The organism is Streptococcus mitis, assembly GCF_003942865.1.
GTDB classification, from domain to species: Bacteria; Bacillota; Bacilli; order Lactobacillales; family Streptococcaceae; genus Streptococcus; species Streptococcus mitis_BI.
In genome coordinates this window covers 24947-42993 of sequence record NZ_RJNZ01000006.1, presented here as the reverse complement: position 1 = coordinate 42993, position 18047 = coordinate 24947, and the positions used below count along the sequence as shown (strand labels likewise).

The window sequence follows — 18047 nt, the reverse complement described above, 5'->3', positions numbered from 1 at the left end:
TAAAAAGGAGAAACATCATGGCAATCTCAAAAGAGAAAAAAAATGAAATCATCGCACAATATGCACGTCACGAAGGTGATACAGGTTCAGTAGAGGTTCAAGTTGCTGTCCTTACTTGGGAAATCAACCACCTTAACGAACACATCAAACAACACAAAAAAGACCACGCTACTTACCGTGGATTGATGAAGAAAATCGGTCGCCGTCGTAACTTACTTGCATACTTGCGTAAAAACGACGTTAACCGTTACCGTGAGTTGATCAACTCTCTAGGACTTCGTCGCTAATTCAAGATACAAAGGCCGTCAAAAGCACAAAGCAAAAATAGGAAAATTGACGAAGAAACTTCAGTTTCTAGGAGATTTTATCTTTTTTTCCAAGTGCTTAGGCCGTGTTCAATTGAGCATATCTTGATAAAGAAGCTACTCCATTGGGTAGCTTTTTTGTATGGATTTTATCCCAATCTCAAATTGGCTCTCTGATTTTTAGAGAGCTTTTTTATTGAGGTTTTATCGGTCACAATTTTGGAGACTACAAAAACCTGTGAAGTAAACCGGAACCTTAGTTGGCAGTTTTATCGGTCACAATTTTGGAGACTACAAAAACGGTCTGCTACAGCTTTGTTGTAGTCAGCTTGTTTTATCGGTCACAATTTTGGAGACTACAAAAACAGTTCCCAAAGGCTTTCGCTAAGTCATTTGGTTTTATCGGTCACAATTTTGGAGACTACAAAAACCCAAACCAAAGTTGTTTTCAGCGTTAGCTAGTTTTATCGGTCACAATTTTGGAGACTACAAAAACCTCAAATGGTATCAGCTAATGACACCATAAGGGTGCGTAGCTGTCTGCAAGCCCCCTCGGAGAGCCCACACTTTACGAAGTAAAGTATAGTATGTTATACTTTACATGGAAGTAGTCACCGAATTTCAGTTAGAAATTACTTTGTAACTATATTTTGAGGAGGAGTAAAATGCTTTCCTACGTTCGACATTACCCACTAGCGATAGCTAAATTAATGTGTCTGTGCTCTCCTAAAATCTGCTGATTTATTACTGACTAATACAGGAGGTTTTTATGGGACAGACAATCATATCTGCTATTGGTGTTTATATTTCCACCAGTATCGATTATTTAATTATTTTAATTATTTTATTTGCACAGCTATCACAGAATAAACAAAAATGGCATATTTATGCGGGGCAATATCTAGGCACAGGCTTACTTGTAGGGGCGAGTTTAGTTGCTGCTTATATCGTTAATTTCGTGCCTGAAGAATGGATGGTTGGATTGCTTGGTTTAATCCCTATCTATTTAGGGATTCGCTTTGCAATTGTTGGAGAAGGTGAGGAAGAAGAGGAAGAAGAGGAAGAAATTATTGAAAGATTAGAACAAAGCAAGGCAAATCAACTGTTTTGGACAGTTACATTGCTAACAATTGCGTCTGGCGGAGATAATTTAGGTATCTATATACCTTATTTTGCTTCGTTAGATTGGTCACAGACCCTCGTGGCTTTGCTTGTGTTTGTAATCGGCATAATTATCTTATGCGAGATTAGTCGGGTGTTATCCTCTATTCCGTTAATATTCGAGACAATTGAAAAATACGAGCGAATCATTGTGCCCTTAGTATTCATTCTACTTGGACTATACATCATGTATGAAAATGGCACGATAGAGACTTTTCTGACCGTGTAGATTTTTTGTTTCACTAGGATTTTAGCCCGGGCTCAAATCAGCTCTCTGATTTCAGAGGGCTTTTTACATTGTCATCTTACCTTGCTATGCTCAAGCATTATCTTTGCTTATGCTTCCTGGCACTGTATGGAAAAATCAACCATAATTTTTCTGATTTTAATTGTATTTTTTCCATAGCTTGTTACACAGTTGAAAATATGGTATACTTTTCATGAGAATTTTCTAAATTTTTAAGATTCTATCAAAGGAGGTTTGCATGCTTTCCAAATTTTCTGGAAGCCGACAAGACCAGCAATTTGTGTTACTTTTAGTTGTTTTGCTAGGTATTTTAGGGATTTCTCTCTTTCTAGCAGTTTCAATGGGATCTGTTGCGATTGATCTAGGAGATACCTATCGGATTATTTTGAGCAGGTTGGGATTTCCTCTTGAGATAGGAGAGGTTTCCAAGTCTACTCTTGCCATTGTATGGAACATGAGATTCCCTCGAGTATTGTTAGGTCTGATAGTAGGGGCTGGTCTTTCTATGTGTGGTAGCGTGATGCAGTCTACAGTGAACAATCCCATCGCAGAGCCTTATGTCTTAGGAATATCTGCGGGTGCAACTCTAGGAGCAACCCTAAGCATCATTCTTGGTTTTAAAGTGATGATTAGCCTTGGAGCTTTTCTTGGAGCTATTTTGGCAACAATTGCTGTCCTCATCATTGCCTCTATGCAGGGAAGGATGACGACTTCTAGTCTGATTTTATCAGGAACGGTGGTCAATGCTCTCTTTCTGGCTTTTTCAAACTTTATTATCTCAGTTGGCGCTAATGCGGATAGTGTGATGACCATTAAGTTTTGGACCATGGGCTCGCTCGCTGGGAGTTCCTGGGCAGACTTAGTCCTGCCAACTATAGTAGTAGGAATGGCCTTTCTATTTTTCTCTACTCAGTATCGTGTTTTCAATGCGATGATGATGGGAGATGAGGCTGCTTTAACTTTGGGGATTCCCTTACGCTTTTATTGGTATCTTTATGTGACCATGGTGGCTGTGCTGACAGCAGTCTTAGTGGCAACCTGTGGGATTATTGGATTTGTTGGTCTGATTACTCCTCACTTAGCACGAGGGTTAGTAGGAACGAATTACAGGAGACTTTTTCCTGTTGCGACCTTGCTGGGTGCCCTCTTTATCATCTGGGCAGATGTACTCTCTCGTATCATCATTCCAAACGCAGAGCTTCCTATTGGTATTTTCACAGCCTTAGTAGGTGCTCCCTTCTTTATCTACATTGTTGGAGGTAGGCGAAGGGAGGTGAGGGTCTGATATGGACTTGATTTGTCAGGATGTTCACTTTGGACTAGGAGAGAAAAAAATCCTCAAAGGAGTTTCTCTTAAGGTTGAGGGGCATCAATTTCACACGATATTAGGGCCAAATGGAAGTGGAAAAACCAGTCTACTTAAACTCCTCTATCGTCAGGAAAAGGCGGACAAAGGCTTGATAAGCCTAGATGGAAAGCCTCTGGAACAATGGACGCTCAAAGAAACAGCCAAGCAAATGGCAGTTGTAACCCAGTTTAATCAATTGCAGTTTGATTGTACAGTTGAGGAAATCGTCTTGCTGGGAAGAACTCCCCACCTCTCTTTTTTACAGAAGGAAAGGGAAAGAGATTTTACACTCGTTCAAGATGCCCTCGTCAAGGTGGATATGCTTGAGAAGAAAACACGTCTCTATTCGTCTCTGTCAGGGGGAGAGAAACAGCGAGTCTTACTAGCCCGCGCCTTGGCGCAAGAACCGACTCTCTTGCTCCTAGACGAACCAACCAATCACCTGGATATCAGGTATCAGCTAGACTTGTTGGCCATTGTGAAAAATCTCAAGGTCAATGTTCTAGCTGTCCTACATGATATTCAACTTGCTTGTCGCTATTCGGATTATCTCTATCTGATGAAAGAGGGGGAAATCCTTTACCAAGGGACTCCAAAGGAGACCATCACCCCTGAGTCATTGCAAACTGTATACGGAGTTCAAAGTCAGGTGACTTGGACCGAGGATCAGCAAGCCATGATTCACTATTTATAAGAATGAAAAGGAAAACAAGATGAAAAAAACACTCAGTATTTTACTCGTAACAGTAGCTACCCTAACCATGGCAGCTTGTGGCAATACTACTACAGAAAAAGCTACCACACAATCTAGTACAGAAACAAGTCAAAAGGCGAGCACAGAGACGACTTATCCACTAACGGTCAAAACCTATGACGCGAAAGGGAATGAAGTTGAACAAGTCTTTGACAAGGCGCCTGAAAAAGTTATCACCAACAATCTTTCAACCACTGAAATCTTATTGGAGTTAGGCTTGAAGGATAAAATTGTTGGCATGCTCAATCCAGACAATGCTGTGACGGACAAATACAAGGATGCTATTGCAGCTATTCCTCAAATTGGAGATAAAAAAACAGTCTCACAAGAGACAGTCCTTTCTTATGAGCCAGACGCTGTGATGGGTCGAAACATGATGTTTTCTGAAAAATCCTTGGGGACAGTTAGCACTTGGAATGAAAATAAAATCCCAGTTTATACACAAAAAGCTTCTCTCTCAACGATTCAGCAAGATTTGGGGAATATCGTAGAAGATGTCAAAAATCTTGGAATGATTTTTAATGTTCAGAACAAGGCTAATGAATACGCAGCCCAATTACAAACTAAAATTGACGCTGTTAAGAAAGCAAACCCAGCAAGCCAAGGTGAAAAGAAAAAGGCTTTGATTATGGTTGCTTATAATGATGAAACCTTCGGTGCCTACAAGTCTGCTTTGCAAGAAAGTTTGCTGAACCAACTTGGTTATACAAACGTTACTACGGGGACATCAGGCTTGACTTTGGAAAATCTCGTGTCAATGGATCCTGAATTGATTATCTATGTAACCAGCGATCGCAATAAAAAATTGGATGAAAAAGCAGTAGAGTTGATGAAGGCAAATGCTGTTTTGGAAAGCGTTCCTGCTATTAAGAATCAAAAAATCATGACCATCTCTTACGATGAATTGATGGACTATGGTCCAGCAGTGATTGATTCCCTTGAGAAAATCAATGACTTTATCAATAAATAATGAGTTTGATTGGGAAGGAATTCAAGTCAAAATCAGCCTTCCTTCTAACTACGACCCCAATCAAATCTATCCGGCTATTTTATTGAATGATGGGAACTTGGATTTCCTATCGTCCCTTTCCGAATCTGTGATTTTAGTGGGATTGACCTCTAAAAATCGCCTAGATGACTACACTCCTTGGAAGGCAGCTGCTCTGAGAGATGGAGCTCCAGATTTTGGAGGTCAGGCCAAGGTCTATCATGATCATTTATTTGGAGGTCTTTTAGACATGTTGCAGTCGCTTTATCGCTTGGATAAAAATCGCCTTGCCTACGGAGGTTACTCACTAGGTGGTTTGGCGGCAGTCTACAGTCTTTTCAGCTTTGACAAGGTTTCCTGTGTCTTCTCCCTCTGCGGTTCCTTTTGGTATCCTGATTTTGTGACTTACTGCAAGGAAGAAAATGTGAAAAATTTAGACTGTTTTCTGTATTTACAGAACGGTCAAACAGAAGGAGTCAATCATAGCAGTCGCTTGGCTCAAGCACCAGTCTATGCTGAGCAGATCCATACCAGTCTTCAGAAACGCTATCCGAACGGTCAGTTTGTCTTTGATCCTTATGGACACCATGAACAAGTAGCTGAGCGATTTCTAATTTTTTCCAGCTGGTTGGCCCAAAAATGGAAAATCGAATAAAAGATTTATCCCTTGGCTTTTGCCAAGGGATTGTTGTATTTTTTAACCAAGAGCCTCTCTCTTTTTATCTGGATTCCAGATGAAGCTCGCGATAAAGCTAAAGATGATGGTTAGGATAGCGAGGATAATGGCAAGGATGAGGGCAGGGATACGGATAAGCCACCAGAGTGGGTTTGGTTTTTTATCATTGTGCCATTGTTTCGTTTCTTGGTCCAGACGTTGAAATTCTGCTTGGATGCGATTGGCGACTGTTTCAATGCCTTCATCATTCATTTTCTTGATATCTGAGATATCGATTGGATTTCCAAAATTCATATCGACACGCTCACGGCTAACCAAGCCTTTCAAGGTCATAGGACCTGTATAGGTAACAGGCATGATACGGACCTTGGCCATTTTGGCAATCAGAGCTACGCCACCCTTGACATCGTTTGAGTGACGGCTTCCACTTGGAAACATGATGAGAGAGCGGTCGCTTTTTTTGAGAACATTGATAGGGTATTTGATGGCTGAGGCGCTAGGATTTTCCCGATCGATAGGAAAGGCGCCACACATACGAATCCACCAGCCAAAGATACGGTTGGTAAAGAGCTCTTTTTTGGCCATAAAGATAAATTGTTTTGGCTTGGTCGCAAAGGCCATGTAAACAGGATCCCACCAGGTACGGTGAGGCGCAACCAAAATATAATTTTCATCTTGATTAGGAATTTTATCAGTATTATGATAGTGGGCATTGCCATTGATGGACCATAGGAGCAAGACAACCAATCCACGTAAATAAGTATAAAACATGCGATCTCCTTCGATTATTTTCTTGTTATTATTATACCTTATCAAAGGAGGGCTGGCAAACTTTTCCCTTGACCAGGTCCATATTTGGGATGAGATTAGAATTCTTTTAGAAAAAATGATATGATAGAATTTATGGATAAAAATAAGATTATGGGATTAACCCAAAGAGAAGTTACGGAAAGACAGGCTGAGGGCTTGGTCAATGATTTTACTGCATCGGCCAGTACTAGCACTTGGCAAATCGTTAAACGAAATGTCTTTACCCTTTTTAACGCTTTGAACTTTGCCATTGCTTTGGCCCTTGCCTTTGTGCAGGCTTGGAGCAATCTGGTCTTCTTTGCTGTTATCTGTTTTAACGCTTTTTCTGGGATTGTGACCGAGCTACGAGCCAAACACATGGTGGACAAACTCAATCTCATGACAAAGGAAAAGGTCAAAACCATTCGTGATGGTCAAGAAGTGCCTCTGAATCCTGAAGAATTGGTGTTAGGAGATGTGATTCGTCTGTCTGCTGGAGAGCAGATTCCTAGTGATGCCTTGGTTTTGGAAGGCTTTGCGGAAGTCAATGAAGCCATGTTAACGGGGGAAAGTGATTTGGTGCAAAAGGAAGTGGATGCCTTGCTTTTGTCTGGAAGTTTCTTGGCTAGTGGGTCAGTTTTAGCTCAAGTTCACCATGTCGGTGCAGACAACTATGCTGCCAAACTCATGCTGGAGGCCAAGACCGTTAAACCAATCAACTCTCGTATCATGAAATCGCTGGACAAGTTAGCAGGTTTTACTGGAAAGATTATCATTCCTTTTGGTCTGGCTCTCTTGCTGGAAGCCTTGATCTTAAAAGGCCTGCCTCTTAAGTCATCCGTTGTAAATTCGTCGACGGCCCTTTTGGGAATGTTGCCCAAGGGAATCGCCCTTTTGACCATTACGTCGCTCTTGACTGCGGTGATTAAGTTGGGCTTGAAAAAGGTTTTGGTGCAGGAGATGTACTCTGTTGAGACCTTGGCGCGCGTGGATATGCTCTGTTTGGATAAGACGGGTACCATCACCCAAGGAAAGATGCAGGTGGAGGCTGTTCTTCCACTGACGGAAACTTACGGTGAAGAGGCTATTGCCAGCATCCTGACAAGCTATATGGCCCATAGTGAGGATAAGAATCCAACAGCTCAAGCTATTCGCCAGCGATTCCAAGGTCAAGTAGCCTACCCTATGCTTTCGAATCTTCCCTTCTCTAGCGACCGCAAGTGGGGAGCCATGGAGTTAGAAGGTTTGGGAACAGTTTTCTTAGGGGCGCCTGAGATGTTGCTGGATTCTGAGGTCCCAGAAGCCAGAGAGGCCTTGGAGAGAGGGTCACGTGTCTTGGTTTTAGCTCTCAGTCAGGAGAAATTAGACCATCATAAACCACAAAAACCATCGGATATTCAGGCTCTAGCCTTGCTGGAAATCTTGGACCCGATTCGAGAGGGAGCAGCAGAGACGCTGGACTATCTCCGTTCTCAGGAAGTGGGCCTCAAGATTATCTCTGGTGACAATCCAGTTACGGTGTCCAGCATTGCCCAGAAGGCTGGTTTTGCGGAATATGACAGCTATGTCGATTGCTCAAAAATCACGGATGAGGAATTGGTTGCTATGGCTGAGGAGACAGCTATTTTCGGACGTGTTTCCCCCCATCAAAAGAAACTCATCATCCAAACGCTGAAAAAAGCGGGTCATACAACAGCTATGACAGGGGACGGGGTTAATGATATCTTGGCCCTTCGTGAGGCGGATTGTTCTATCGTGATGGCTGAGGGAGATCCTGCGACTCGTCAGATTGCCAATCTGGTTCTCTTGAACTCTGACTTTAATGATGTTCCTGAGATTCTCTTTGAAGGTCGTCGTGTGGTCAATAACATTGCCCATATCGCACCGATTTTCTTGATTAAGACCATCTATTCCTTTCTGTTAGCAATCATCTGTATCGCCAGTGCTCTCCTAGGGCGGTCGGAGTGGATCTTGATTTTCCCCTTCATTCCAATCCAGATTACCATGATTGACCAGTTCGTGGAAGGTTTCCCACCATTCGTTTTGACTTTTGAGCGAAATATCAAACCTGTTGAGCCAAACTTCCTCAGAAAATCTATGCTTCGTGCCCTACCAAGCGCTCTCATGGTCGTCTTCAGCGTACTCTTTGTGAAAATCTTTGGAGCAAGTCAAGGTTGGTCTGAGTTAGAAATCTCAACCCTCCTCTATTATCTACTTGGGTCTATCGGTTTCTTATCCGTATTTAGAGCCTGCATGCCATTTACCCTTTGGCGTGTCCTCTTGATTGTCTGGTCAGTAGGAGGCTTCCTAGCTACAGCTCTCTTCCCAAGAATTCAAAAACTGCTTGAAATTTCGACTTTGACAGGACAAACATTACCTGTTTATGGTGTCATGATGTTGGTCTTTACCGTGATTTTCATCCTGACTAGTCGCTATCAAGCCAGAAAATAAAGAAAGACTGCAATCTGTGGATTGCGGTCTTTTTAGGTACAAGATTGCCAGCTGAAATGTGGTATAATAAGAGGTAATAGAGTTTTGGAAAGTGAGAGAAAATGATTTCAAAGAGATTAGAATTAGTGGCTTCCTTTGTGCCACAGGGAGCCATTTTACTAGATGTGGGAAGTGACCATGCTTATCTGCCTATCGAGTTGGTCGAGAGAGGTAAAATCAAAAGCGCCATTGCAGGTGAGGTGGTGGAAGGTCCCTACCAGTCTGCGGTTAAAAATGTTGAGGCTCATAGCTTAAAGGAGAAAATCCAAGTCCGTTTAGCCAATGGCCTAGCAGCCTTTGAAGAGGCAGATCAAGTGTCTGTCATTACCATTGCTGGTATGGGTGGTCGTTTGATTGCTAGGATTTTAGAAGAAGGCTTGGACAAGTTAGCTAATGTAGAGCGTTTGATTCTCCAGCCCAATAATCGTGAAGACGATTTGCGTATCTGGTTACAAGAGAACGGATTTCAGATTGTAGCTGAAAGTATCTTAGAAGAAGCTGGCAAGTTTTACGAGATTTTGGTGGTGGAAGCAGGACAAATGAAGCTATCAGCCAGTGATGTTCGCTTTGGACCTTTCTTGTCCAAAGAGGTCAGTCCAGTCTTTGTCCAAAAATGGCAAAAAGAAGCTGTTAAACTAGAGTTTGCCCTCGGACAAATCCCAGAAAAAAATCTGGAAGAACGTCAAGTTCTAGTAGATAAAATTCAAGCCATCAAGGAGGTTCTCCATGTTAGCAAGTGAAGTGATTAATGCGTATGAAGCCTTTTGCCCTCAGGAATTTTCCATGGAGGGAGACAGTCGTGGTTTGCAAATTGGCACTTTAGACAAGGATATCCAAAGGGTCATGGTAGCTCTGGATATTCGTGAAGAAACGGTGGCTGAAGCTATTGAAAAGGGTGTGAATTTGATTATCGTCAAGCACGCGCCGATTTTCCGGCCGATCAAGGATTTGGTAGCTAGCCGTCCACAAAATCAGATTTACATTGATCTCATCAAGCATGACATCGCAGTTTATGTCAGCCATACCAATATTGACATCGTTGAAAATGGCCTCAATGACTGGTTCTGTCAGATGCTAGGAATCAAGGAGACGACTTATCTGCAGGAAACAGCTCCAGAACGTGGGATTGGACGGATTGGGAATATTCAGCCTCAGACCTTTGGAGAATTGGCTCAACATGTTAAGCAAGTCTTTGGCCTAGATGGTCTTCGAATGGTGCATTATCAAGAGAGTGATTTGCAGAACCCAATTTCAAGAGTGGCTATCTGTGGTGGTAGCGGGCAGTCATTCTATAAGGATGCCTTAGATAAGGGAGCAGATGTCTATATTACTGGCGATATCTACTATCACACTGCCCAAGATATGCTGTCTGATGGCTTGCTGGCACTGGATCCAGGACACTATATCGAAGTGCTTTTTGTGGAAAAAATCGCAGCACTCCTTACTCAATGGAAGGCAGAGAAGGGCTGGTCTATTGATATCTTACCTAGTCAGGCATCGACCAATCCTTTCCACCATATCTAGTTAGAAAGTGAAAACAATGAAAAAAGTAGCCATTATCGGAGCAGGGATTGTGGGGGCAACAGCTGCCTACTACCTCTCGAAAGAAAGTGACCTAAAGGTGAGCGTTTTTGACCATGGACAGGGGCAGGCTACCAAGGCAGCGGCGGGCATTATCAGTCCTTGGTTTTCAAAACGCCGCAATAGGGCCTGGTACAAGATGGCACGCTTGGGTGCTGACTTTTATGTGGATTTATTAGCTGATTTAGAAAAGTCAGGGCAAGAAATCGACTTTTACCAGCGTTCAGGAGTTTTTCTCCTGAAAAAGGATGAAACTAAGTTGGAAGAACTCTATCAACTGGCCCTTCAGCGCAGAGAAGAATCTCCCTTGATAGGGCAGTTAGGCATTCTTGATCAAGCCTCAGCAAATGAATTATTCCCTGGTTTGCAGGGATTTGACCAACTGCTCTATGCTTCTGGTGGAGCAAGAGTAGATGGTCAACTTTTAGTGACTCGTTTGCTGGAAGCCAGTCAGGTCAAGCTAGTCAAAGAAAAAGTAACTCTGACACCTTTAGCATCAGGTTACCAGATTGACGAAGAGGTGTTTGATCAGGTTATTTTGGCGACGGGAGCTTGGTTGGGACACCTGTTAGAGCCTTTAGGTTATGAAGTAGATGTTCGTCCCCAAAAGGGGCAACTCCGAGATTATCAGCTTGGCCAAGACATGGAAGCTTACCCTGTTGTTATGCCAGAAGGGGAGTGGGATTTGATTCCTTTTGCAGGTGGGAAATTATCCCTAGGCGCTACCCATGAAAATGACATGGGATTTGATTTGACGGTAGATAAAATCTTGCTCCAGCAAATGGAGGAGGCAGCCTTGCCTCACTATCCAGTCTTGGCAGTAGCGACTTCAAAAACTGAGCGTGTGGGAATCCGTGCCTACACCAGTGATTTCTCTCCTTTCTTTGGGCAAGTACCTGGCTTAGCAGGTGTCTATGCAGCCAGTGGACTAGGGTCATCAGGCCTCACAACTGGTCCTATCATTGGTTACCATCTAGCTCAACTGATCCAAGACAAGGAGTTGACCTTGGACCCTCTAAACTACCCAATTGAAAACTATGTCAAACGACTAAAAAGTGAATAAATATTTTACTGAAATTTTAGCTTAGCTTCTAGGATGGCAAATGACATTCCCTATCAAAAATGGTAAAATAAGAAAAAATAATCTGAGAATCGAGGAAAAAAGATGCAAGAAAAGATTTTGGTAACGGGTGGAGCAGGTTTTATCGGAACCCACACTGTTATTGAGTTAATCCAAGCAGGTCATCAAGTTGTTGTGGTGGATAACCTTGTTAATAGTAACAGAAAAAGTTTAGAAGTTGTTGAGAGAATTACAGGAGTTGAAGTGCCTTTCTATGAGGCAGATATCCGTGATACAGATACTCTTCGTGACATTTTCAAACAAGAAGAACCAACAGGGGTCATTCACTTTGCTGGTTTGAAGGCTGTTGGCGAATCAACCCGTATCCCTCTTGCCTACTATGACAACAATATCGCTGGAACTGTTAGTCTTTTGAAGGTCATGGAAGAAAACAACTGTAAAAACATTATTTTCAGTTCTTCTGCGACAGTTTATGGCGATCCTCATACAGTGCCAATCTTGGAAGATTTCCCACTTTCAGTGACCAATCCATACGGTCGTACCAAACTTATGCTAGAGGAAATTTTGACCGATATCTACAAGGCAGACTCAGAATGGAATGTGGTCTTGCTTCGTTATTTCAACCCAATCGGAGCTCATGAAAGTGGAGACCTAGGAGAAAATCCAAACGGTATTCCAAACAACCTCTTGCCATATGTGACTCAAGTAGCAGTTGGGAAATTAGAGCAAGTGCAAGTGTTTGGAGACGATTACGATACGGAAGATGGAACTGGTGTTCGTGATTATATCCACGTTGTCGATTTGGCTAAAGGTCACGTTGCAGCTCTACAAAAAATTCAAAAAGGTTCAGGTCTAAACGTTTATAACCTTGGAACAGGTAAAGGTTATTCTGTTCTTGAAATTATTCAAAACATGGAAAAAGCAGTGGGACGTCCAATTCCTTACCGCATTGTAGACCGTCGCCCAGGTGATATCGCAGCCTGCTATTCAGATCCTGCAAAAGCCAAAGCAGAACTCGGTTGGGAAGCAGAATTAGACATCACCCAAATGTGTGAAGACGCATGGCGTTGGCAAAGCAAGCATCCAAATGGATTTGAAGACTAAGATGGTGATGTCAATCATTGTCCCCTGTTTAAATGAAGAGGAAGTACTTCCTCTTTTTTATCAGGCTTTGGAAGCTTTACTTCCAGATTTGGAAACAGAAATCGAGTATGTCTTTGTCGATGATGGATCAAGTGATGGGACCTTGGAACGTTTAAAGGCCTATCGGAAGCAAAATCCGGCAGTTCATTATATTTCTTTCTCGCGAAATTTTGGCAAAGAAGCAGCCCTCTATGCAGGCTTGCAATATGCAACAGGAGATTTGGTGGTAGTGATGGATGTAGACCTCCAAGATCCTCCGAGTATGTTGCTTGAGATGAAAAATTTACTAGACCAGAATGCAGACTTGGACTGTGTTGGAACACGCAGAACCAGTCGGGAGGGAGAACCAGTTTTACGTAGTCTCTGCGCTAATCTCTTTTACCGCCTTATGCAAAAAATTAGTCCAGTAGCCTTGCCATCAGGTGTCCGTGATTTTCGCATGATGAGAAGGTCTGTAGTCGATGCTATTTTAGCTTTGACCGAGTCTAATCGTTTTTCTAAGGGACTCTTTGCCTGGGTCGGCTTTAAAATCCACTATCTGGACTATCCAAATGTCGAAAGGCAGGCTGGCAAGACCAGTTGGAGTTTTAGGCAACTCTTTTTCTACTCTATTGAAGGGATTGTTAACTTTTCAGATTTTCCCTTGATTATAGCCTTTGTGGCAGGTCTCCTATCTTGTTTTATTTCTCTGCTTATGACCTTTTTTGTTGTGGTGCGGACCCTCATTTTGGGCAATCCGACATCAGGTTGGACCTCTCTGATGGCTGTTATTCTCTTCCTTGGTGGGATTCAACTCTTGACCATTGGGATTCTCGGCAAGTATATCAGTAAGATTTATCTAGAGACCAAAAAAAGACCACTTTATCTCGTCAAAGAAAAAAGTGACCTTCCTGATTTTACAGAAAAAAATAAAGAGAAAAGACTATAATTTTGCATGGAAATATGCTAAACTAGAAGGAGTGGAACGTTCTTGTCGGTATTAGAGTTAATCTTTAATCAAGGCACGTGTCGGACAGTTTCTAACAGCTTCTACGACGTCCTGACTAGGAGAGATTTCTTTTTCTAGTTGGTCAGGGTCATCGTAAAAACGCACGATTCCATTATCGTGGTAATCAAATAATTCAGAATAAGTTTGGCAAAGCCCACAGGCAATGCAGCGTTCAGGTATAAGTGTGATTTTCATATTTATATTGTAATAAGAAAAGTAAAAAAAAACAAGGAGTAAGGTATGGCAAAAGAACCGTGGCAAGAAGATATTTATGAGAATCAAGAAGAACAGACGAGAACGGAACGACGTCAACGTAATCAAAAAGGTACAGGTATTGTTGCAAATCGTGTCTTGACGATTCTAGCTAGTCTCTTTTTCGTGATTGTTGTAGTAATGATAATAGTATTGATTTATCTTTCAAGTGGAGGGAGTAATCGTACAGCAGCCTTGAAAGATTTTTATGATTCATCTGCCCCTGTTTCAACCTCTGTAATAGAAGAATCCGCATCTTCATCTAGCAAGACTGAAGAAGCAACTTCTACAGAGAGTTCTTCTAGTGAAAGTCATTCTGAAGAGCATACTGATAGTGAAGGGACAATTACAGTTCAGGCTGGAGAAGGAGAAGCAACCATTGCCGCTCGTGCAGGAATCTCGATTGCTCAGCTAGAGGCCTTGAATCCTGGGCATATGGCTACAGGATCTTGGTTTGCTAATCCAGGTGATGTTATCAAAATCAAATAGGAGTTGATATGAAAACAATTCAAATTGCTATTGACGGTCCAGCTTCAAGTGGTAAGAGTACGGTCGCAAAGATTATTGCTAAGGATTTTGGTTACACCTATCTAGATACAGGTGCTATGTATCGTGCAGCGACCTATATGGCTCTGAAACACCAGTTAGGAGTGGAAGAGATTGAGGAACTTTTAGCCTTATTGGACCAGCATCCAATCAGCTTTGGGCGCTCAGAAACTGGAGAACAACTTGTCTTTGTAGGAGATGTGGACATTACTCATCCTATTCGTGAAAATGAAGTGACCAATCATGTTTCTGCTATTGCGGCAATTCCTGAAGTTCGTGAGAAACTAGTTTCTCTCCAACAAGAGATTGCCCAGCAAGGTGGGATTGTCATGGACGGTCGCGATATTGGAACTGTTGTATTGCCACAAGCAGAACTGAAAATTTTTCTAGTAGCTTCTGTTGATGAAAGAGCAGAGCGTCGTTACAAGGAAAATATTGCCAAGGGAATTGAAACAGACCTTGAAACCCTAAAAGAGGAAATTGCTGCGCGTGACTACAAGGATAGTCATCGTGAGACTTCACCTCTCAAACAAGCAGAGGACGCTGTCTACCTTGATACAACTGGCTTGAACATTCAAGAAGTAGTTAAAAAAATTGAATCAGAAGCAAAAAAACGCATGTCCTAGGGACCGGAGAAGCAGGCTAAAGCTAGCCTGCTTCTTTTCTATCAAACTGAACGCATTCCAAACCAGTCTTTTTTTGAGTTTTTTGATAAAATAGTACTATCAGTGAAAAGGATGGAAGCATGACTAAGAAAATCGTAGCTATTTGGGCCCAGGATGAAGAGGGTGTGATTGGTAAGGACAATCGTCTGCCTTGGCATTTGCCAGCAGAACTGCAACATTTCAAGGAAACAACTCTGAATCATGCTATCTTGATGGGGCGCGTGACCTTTGATGGGATGGGGCGTCGCTTGCTTCCAAAACGGGAGACCTTGATTTTGACGCGTAATTCTGAAGAAAAGATAGACGGGGTTGCTACTTTTCACGATGTCCAGTCTGTCTTGGACTGGTATCAGGCTCAAGAAAAGAATCTCTACATTCTCGGTGGGAAGCAGATTTTTCAGGCTTTTGAGTCCTATTTGGATGAAGTGATTGTCACTCACATTCATGCTCGGGTGGAGGGGGATACCTATTTTCCTGAGGAGTTTGACTTGTCTCTTTTTGAGACAGTTTCAAGCAAATCCTATACCAAAGATGAGAAAAATCCTTATGATTTTACCATCCAATACCGCAAGAGAAAGGAAGTCTAATGGAACGTAGTATATTTGGTTTTTTCACAGCCATGCTGTGTTTGGTCTGCTTGCTTGCAGGAGCACAGGCTTTTCGTAAAAAGCGCTATGGACTTTCTGTCCTGCTCTGGTTAAATGCCTTTACCAATTTGGTCAATAGTATCCATGCTTTTTACATGACCTTATTTTAGATAGAATGAAAGTATAGAATAGAACGGAAGGAAATCATGCCTACAAATAGGAATAATGATATGATGGTTTATTGCTCATTTTGTGGCAAAAGCCAAGAAGAAGTACAAAAAATAATCGCTGGGAACAACGCCTTTATTTGTAATGAATGTGTGGAGTTGGCTCAGGAAATCATTCGGGAGGAGTTGGCTGAGGAAGTTTTAGCAGACTTGTCTGAGGTTCCAAAACCAATCGAACTCCTCCATATCTTGAACCACTATGTAATCGGTCAAGATCGTGCTAAACGTGCCTTGGCAGTAGCTGTTTACAACCACTACAAACGTATTAATTTCCACGATACGCGTGAAGAGTCAGAAGATGTGGATTTGCAGAAGTCAAACATCTTGATGATTGGACCAACTGGTTCAGGGAAAACTTTCCTTGCTCAGACCTTGGCTAAGAGTTTGAATGTGCCTTTTGCGATTGCGGATGCGACAGCTCTTACTGAGGCTGGTTATGTGGGTGAGGACGTGGAAAATATTCTCCTCAAGCTCTTGCAGGCTGCTGACTTTAACATTGAACGTGCAGAGCGTGGCATTATCTATGTGGATGAAATTGACAAGATTGCTAAGAAGAGTGAGAACGTTTCTATCACACGTGATGTTTCTGGTGAAGGCGTGCAACAAGCCCTTCTCAAGATTATCGAGGGAACCGTTGCTAGCGTGCCGCCTCAAGGTGGACGTAAACATCCGCAACAAGAGATGATTCAAGTGGATACCAAAAATATCCTCTTCATCGTGGGTGGTGCCTTTGATGGCATTGAAGAAATCGTCAAACAACGTCTTGGAGAAAAAGTCATCGGATTTGGTCAAAACAATAAAGCGATTGATGAAAACAGCTCATACATGCAAGAAATCATCGCAGAAGATATTCAAAAATTCGGTATTATCCCTGAGCTGATTGGACGCTTGCCTGTCTTTGCTGCTCTTGAGCAGTTGACAGTAGATGATTTGGTTCGCATCTTGAAAGAGCCAAGAAATGCTTTGGTCAAACAATACCAAACCTTGCTTTCTTATGATGATGTCGAGTTGGAATTTGACGACGAAGCCCTTCAAGAAATCGCCAATAAGGCTATCGAACGCAAAACTGGTGCGCGTGGTCTTCGCTCGATTATCGAAGAAACCATGCTAGATGTCATGTTTGAAGTACCGAGTCAGGAAAATGTGAAATTGGTCCGCATCACTAAAGAAGCTGTCGATGGAACGGATAAACCAATCCTAGAAACAGCCTAGAGGTGACTATGGAACTTAATACACACAATGCTGAAATCTTACTCAGTGCGGCTAATAAATCCCACTATCCGCAGGATGAACTGCCAGAGATTGCCCTAGCAGGGCGTTCCAATGTTGGCAAGTCTAGCTTTATCAACACCATGCTGAACCGTAAGAATCTAGCCCGAACATCAGGGAAACCTGGTAAAACCCAGCTTCTCAACTTCTTTAACATTGATGACAAGATGCGCTTTGTGGATGTGCCTGGTTATGGCTATGCCCGCGTTTCTAAAAAGGAACGTGAAAAGTGGGGGCGCATGATTGAGGAGTACCTAACAACTCGGGAAAATCTCCGTGCTGTGGTCAGTTTGGTGGACCTTCGTCATGACCCGTCAGCAGATGATGTACAGATGTATGAATTTCTCAAATACTATGAGATTCCGGTCATCATCGTTGCGACTAAGGCAGACAAGATTCCTCGTGGTAAGTGGAACAAGCATGAATCAGCAATTAAGAAGAAATTAAACTTTGACCCAAGTGACGACTTTATTCTCTTTTCATCTGTCAGCAAGGCAGGGATGGATCAAGCTTGGGATGCAATTTTAGAAAAATTATGAGGTAAAGAAATGGCAAAAACAATTCATACAGACAAAGCTCCAAAGGCTATCGGACCATATGTTCAAGGAAAAATCGTTGGCAACCTTTTGTTTGCTAGTGGTCAAGTTCCTCTATCTCCTGAAACTGGGGAAATCGTTGGAGAAACGATCCAAGAACAGACAGAACAAGTCTTGAAAAACATCGGTGCTATTTTGGCAGAAGCAGGAACAGACTTTGACCATGTTGTCAAAACAACTTGTTTCTTGAGTGATATGAACGACTTTGTTCCTTTTAACGAGGTTTACCAAACAGCCTTTAAAGAGGAATTCCCAGCTCGTTCAGCTGTGGAGGTAGCTCGTCTTCCTCGTGATGTAAAAGTCGAAATCGAAGTCATCGCAGAGATTGGATAAGCTAGTTGAAGTTTGGTTCTG

The 18047-nt window shown here is 42.4% G+C and carries 21 protein-coding genes and 1 CRISPR repeat array; of the genes, 19 read left to right on the top strand and 2 right to left on the bottom strand.

The annotated features are described in order from the left end of the window. The first annotated feature begins 17 nt into the window (after nt 1-17). The 6 genes from rpsO (at nt 18) to D8845_RS05605 (ending at nt 5458) form a co-directional block, all read left to right on the top strand. Complete coding sequence (gene rpsO, locus D8845_RS05630; RefSeq protein WP_001018251.1) at nt 18-287, top strand: 30S ribosomal protein S15; 270 nt, start codon at nt 18-20, stop codon at nt 285-287. A 219-nt stretch (nt 288-506) separates the two neighbouring features. Then, nucleotides 507-801: a CRISPR direct-repeat array (repeat unit 35 nt; unit sequence GTTTTATCGGTCACAATTTTGGAGACTACAAAAAC). Nucleotides 802-1074: 273 nt separating this feature from the next. Then, nucleotides 1075-1695, top strand: a complete 621-nt coding sequence (locus tag D8845_RS05625) for a CadD family cadmium resistance transporter (protein WP_125452778.1) — start codon at nt 1075-1077, stop codon at nt 1693-1695. A 256-nt stretch (nt 1696-1951) separates the two neighbouring features. After that, the gene (locus D8845_RS05620; protein WP_125452777.1) at nt 1952-2998 is read left to right on the top strand and encodes a FecCD family ABC transporter permease; all 1047 of its coding nucleotides are present in this window, start codon (nt 1952-1954) and stop codon (nt 2996-2998) included. A gap of 1 nt (nt 2999) precedes the next feature. Next, on the top strand, nt 3000-3755 hold the full coding sequence (locus D8845_RS05615; RefSeq protein WP_125452776.1) for an ABC transporter ATP-binding protein: 756 nt from the start codon (nt 3000-3002) through the stop codon (nt 3753-3755). 19 nt (nt 3756-3774) lie between these two features. Next, nucleotides 3775-4785 carry an ABC transporter substrate-binding protein gene (locus D8845_RS05610; protein ID WP_125452775.1) on the top strand — a complete coding sequence of 337 codons (1011 nt, stop codon included), beginning with the start codon at nt 3775-3777 and terminating at the stop codon, nt 4783-4785. Continuing rightward, nucleotides 4766-5458, top strand: coding sequence for an alpha/beta hydrolase (locus D8845_RS05605; RefSeq protein ID WP_125452774.1), 693 nt, complete (start codon nt 4766-4768; stop codon nt 5456-5458). Before D8845_RS05610 ends, D8845_RS05605 begins: the two co-directional genes overlap by 20 nt. A 42-nt stretch (nt 5459-5500) precedes the next feature. Here D8845_RS05605 and D8845_RS05600 read toward each other — a convergent pair whose 3' ends face one another. Continuing rightward, nucleotides 5501-6250 carry a lysophospholipid acyltransferase family protein gene (locus tag D8845_RS05600; protein ID WP_125452773.1) on the bottom strand — a complete coding sequence of 250 codons (750 nt, stop codon included), beginning with the start codon at nt 6248-6250 and terminating at the stop codon, nt 5501-5503. Between the two features lie 132 nt (nt 6251-6382). On the opposite strand from D8845_RS05600, the gene D8845_RS05595 reads away from it, so the two are divergent. From D8845_RS05595 to D8845_RS05570, 6 genes are all read left to right on the top strand, one after another. Beyond that, a complete protein-coding gene (locus D8845_RS05595; protein WP_125452772.1) occupies nt 6383-8719 on the top strand; it encodes a cation-translocating P-type ATPase in 2337 nt (778 codons plus the stop codon). A 101-nt stretch (nt 8720-8820) separates the two neighbouring features. Further along, nucleotides 8821-9498 (top strand): tRNA (adenine(22)-N(1))-methyltransferase, encoded by a 678-nt coding sequence (locus tag D8845_RS05590; RefSeq protein WP_125452771.1) that lies wholly within the window; start codon nt 8821-8823, stop codon nt 9496-9498. Then, entirely contained in the window at nt 9485-10282 is a 798-nt protein-coding gene (locus D8845_RS05585) for a Nif3-like dinuclear metal center hexameric protein (RefSeq protein WP_125452770.1), read from the top strand. The genes D8845_RS05590 and D8845_RS05585 overlap by 14 nt, the downstream gene beginning before the upstream one ends. 16 nt (nt 10283-10298) lie before the next feature. After that, nucleotides 10299-11402 carry an NAD(P)/FAD-dependent oxidoreductase gene (locus tag D8845_RS05580; RefSeq protein WP_185757397.1) on the top strand — a complete coding sequence of 368 codons (1104 nt, stop codon included), beginning with the start codon at nt 10299-10301 and terminating at the stop codon, nt 11400-11402. A 102-nt stretch (nt 11403-11504) separates the two neighbouring features. Next, on the top strand, nt 11505-12524 hold the full coding sequence (gene galE, locus D8845_RS05575; protein ID WP_049491630.1) for a UDP-glucose 4-epimerase GalE: 1020 nt from the start codon (nt 11505-11507) through the stop codon (nt 12522-12524). 1 nt (nt 12525) lies between these two features. Beyond that, complete coding sequence (locus D8845_RS05570; RefSeq protein ID WP_125452813.1) at nt 12526-13491, top strand: glycosyltransferase family 2 protein; 966 nt, start codon at nt 12526-12528, stop codon at nt 13489-13491. A 57-nt stretch (nt 13492-13548) separates the two neighbouring features. On the opposite strand, the gene D8845_RS05565 is transcribed toward D8845_RS05570, so the two are convergent. After that, complete coding sequence (locus D8845_RS05565) at nt 13549-13746, bottom strand: ferredoxin (protein WP_004235080.1); 198 nt, start codon at nt 13744-13746, stop codon at nt 13549-13551. Between the two features lie 45 nt (nt 13747-13791). Here D8845_RS05565 and D8845_RS05560 point away from each other — a divergent pair, with 45 nt between their 5' ends. From D8845_RS05560 to D8845_RS05530, 7 genes are all read left to right on the top strand, one after another. Continuing rightward, nucleotides 13792-14292, top strand: a complete 501-nt coding sequence (locus D8845_RS05560; RefSeq protein WP_185756245.1) for an SAG1386/EF1546 family surface-associated protein — start codon at nt 13792-13794, stop codon at nt 14290-14292. Between the two features lie 8 nt (nt 14293-14300). Next, a complete protein-coding gene (gene cmk / locus D8845_RS05555) occupies nt 14301-14975 on the top strand; it encodes a (d)CMP kinase (RefSeq protein ID WP_042750775.1) in 675 nt (224 codons plus the stop codon). Between the two features lie 119 nt (nt 14976-15094). Continuing rightward, nucleotides 15095-15601 (top strand): dihydrofolate reductase, encoded by a 507-nt coding sequence (locus tag D8845_RS05550; RefSeq protein ID WP_125452768.1) that lies wholly within the window; start codon nt 15095-15097, stop codon nt 15599-15601. Continuing rightward, nucleotides 15601-15771 carry a hypothetical protein gene (locus D8845_RS05545; protein WP_000442260.1) on the top strand — a complete coding sequence of 57 codons (171 nt, stop codon included), beginning with the start codon at nt 15601-15603 and terminating at the stop codon, nt 15769-15771. The genes D8845_RS05550 and D8845_RS05545 overlap by 1 nt, the downstream gene beginning before the upstream one ends. 36 nt (nt 15772-15807) lie before the next feature. After that, complete coding sequence (gene clpX / locus D8845_RS05540; protein ID WP_012972566.1) at nt 15808-17040, top strand: ATP-dependent Clp protease ATP-binding subunit ClpX; 1233 nt, start codon at nt 15808-15810, stop codon at nt 17038-17040. Between the two features lie 8 nt (nt 17041-17048). Continuing rightward, the gene (gene yihA, locus D8845_RS05535; RefSeq protein WP_020900580.1) at nt 17049-17636 is read left to right on the top strand and encodes a ribosome biogenesis GTP-binding protein YihA/YsxC; all 588 of its coding nucleotides are present in this window, start codon (nt 17049-17051) and stop codon (nt 17634-17636) included. 9 nt (nt 17637-17645) lie between these two features. Then, complete coding sequence (locus D8845_RS05530; protein ID WP_001140420.1) at nt 17646-18026, top strand: RidA family protein; 381 nt, start codon at nt 17646-17648, stop codon at nt 18024-18026. The last annotated feature ends 21 nt before the right edge of the window (nt 18027-18047 follow it).

Excerpts from the sequence above, each read along its gene's own strand:
- yihA (WP_020900580.1), top strand. The coding sequence starts at position 17,049 with ATGGAACTTAATACACACAATGCTGAAATCTTACTCAGTGCGGCTAAT.
- D8845_RS05565 (WP_004235080.1), bottom strand. The coding sequence starts at position 13,746 with ATGAAAATCACACTTATACCTGAACGCTGCATTGCCTGTGGGCTTTGC.
- cmk (WP_042750775.1), top strand. The coding sequence starts at position 14,301 with ATGAAAACAATTCAAATTGCTATTGACGGTCCAGCTTCAAGTGGTAAG.
- D8845_RS05580 (WP_185757397.1), top strand. The coding sequence starts at position 10,299 with ATGAAAAAAGTAGCCATTATCGGAGCAGGGATTGTGGGGGCAACAGCT.
- D8845_RS05615 (WP_125452776.1), top strand. The coding sequence starts at position 3,000 with ATGGACTTGATTTGTCAGGATGTTCACTTTGGACTAGGAGAGAAAAAA.
- D8845_RS05530 (WP_001140420.1), top strand. The coding sequence starts at position 17,646 with ATGGCAAAAACAATTCATACAGACAAAGCTCCAAAGGCTATCGGACCA.
- rpsO (WP_001018251.1), top strand. The coding sequence starts at position 18 with ATGGCAATCTCAAAAGAGAAAAAAAATGAAATCATCGCACAATATGCA.
- D8845_RS05610 (WP_125452775.1), top strand. The coding sequence starts at position 3,775 with ATGAAAAAAACACTCAGTATTTTACTCGTAACAGTAGCTACCCTAACC.
- D8845_RS05620 (WP_125452777.1), top strand. The coding sequence starts at position 1,952 with ATGCTTTCCAAATTTTCTGGAAGCCGACAAGACCAGCAATTTGTGTTA.
- D8845_RS05600 (WP_125452773.1), bottom strand. The coding sequence starts at position 6,250 with ATGTTTTATACTTATTTACGTGGATTGGTTGTCTTGCTCCTATGGTCC.
- clpX (WP_012972566.1), top strand. The coding sequence starts at position 15,808 with ATGCCTACAAATAGGAATAATGATATGATGGTTTATTGCTCATTTTGT.
- galE (WP_049491630.1), top strand. The coding sequence starts at position 11,505 with ATGCAAGAAAAGATTTTGGTAACGGGTGGAGCAGGTTTTATCGGAACC.
- D8845_RS05560 (WP_185756245.1), top strand. The coding sequence starts at position 13,792 with ATGGCAAAAGAACCGTGGCAAGAAGATATTTATGAGAATCAAGAAGAA.
- D8845_RS05570 (WP_125452813.1), top strand. The coding sequence starts at position 12,526 with ATGGTGATGTCAATCATTGTCCCCTGTTTAAATGAAGAGGAAGTACTT.
- D8845_RS05605 (WP_125452774.1), top strand. The coding sequence starts at position 4,766 with ATGACTTTATCAATAAATAATGAGTTTGATTGGGAAGGAATTCAAGTC.
- D8845_RS05545 (WP_000442260.1), top strand. The coding sequence starts at position 15,601 with ATGGAACGTAGTATATTTGGTTTTTTCACAGCCATGCTGTGTTTGGTC.
- D8845_RS05550 (WP_125452768.1), top strand. The coding sequence starts at position 15,095 with ATGACTAAGAAAATCGTAGCTATTTGGGCCCAGGATGAAGAGGGTGTG.
- D8845_RS05590 (WP_125452771.1), top strand. The coding sequence starts at position 8,821 with ATGATTTCAAAGAGATTAGAATTAGTGGCTTCCTTTGTGCCACAGGGA.
- D8845_RS05585 (WP_125452770.1), top strand. The coding sequence starts at position 9,485 with ATGTTAGCAAGTGAAGTGATTAATGCGTATGAAGCCTTTTGCCCTCAG.
- D8845_RS05595 (WP_125452772.1), top strand. The coding sequence starts at position 6,383 with ATGGATAAAAATAAGATTATGGGATTAACCCAAAGAGAAGTTACGGAA.
- D8845_RS05625 (WP_125452778.1), top strand. The coding sequence starts at position 1,075 with ATGGGACAGACAATCATATCTGCTATTGGTGTTTATATTTCCACCAGT.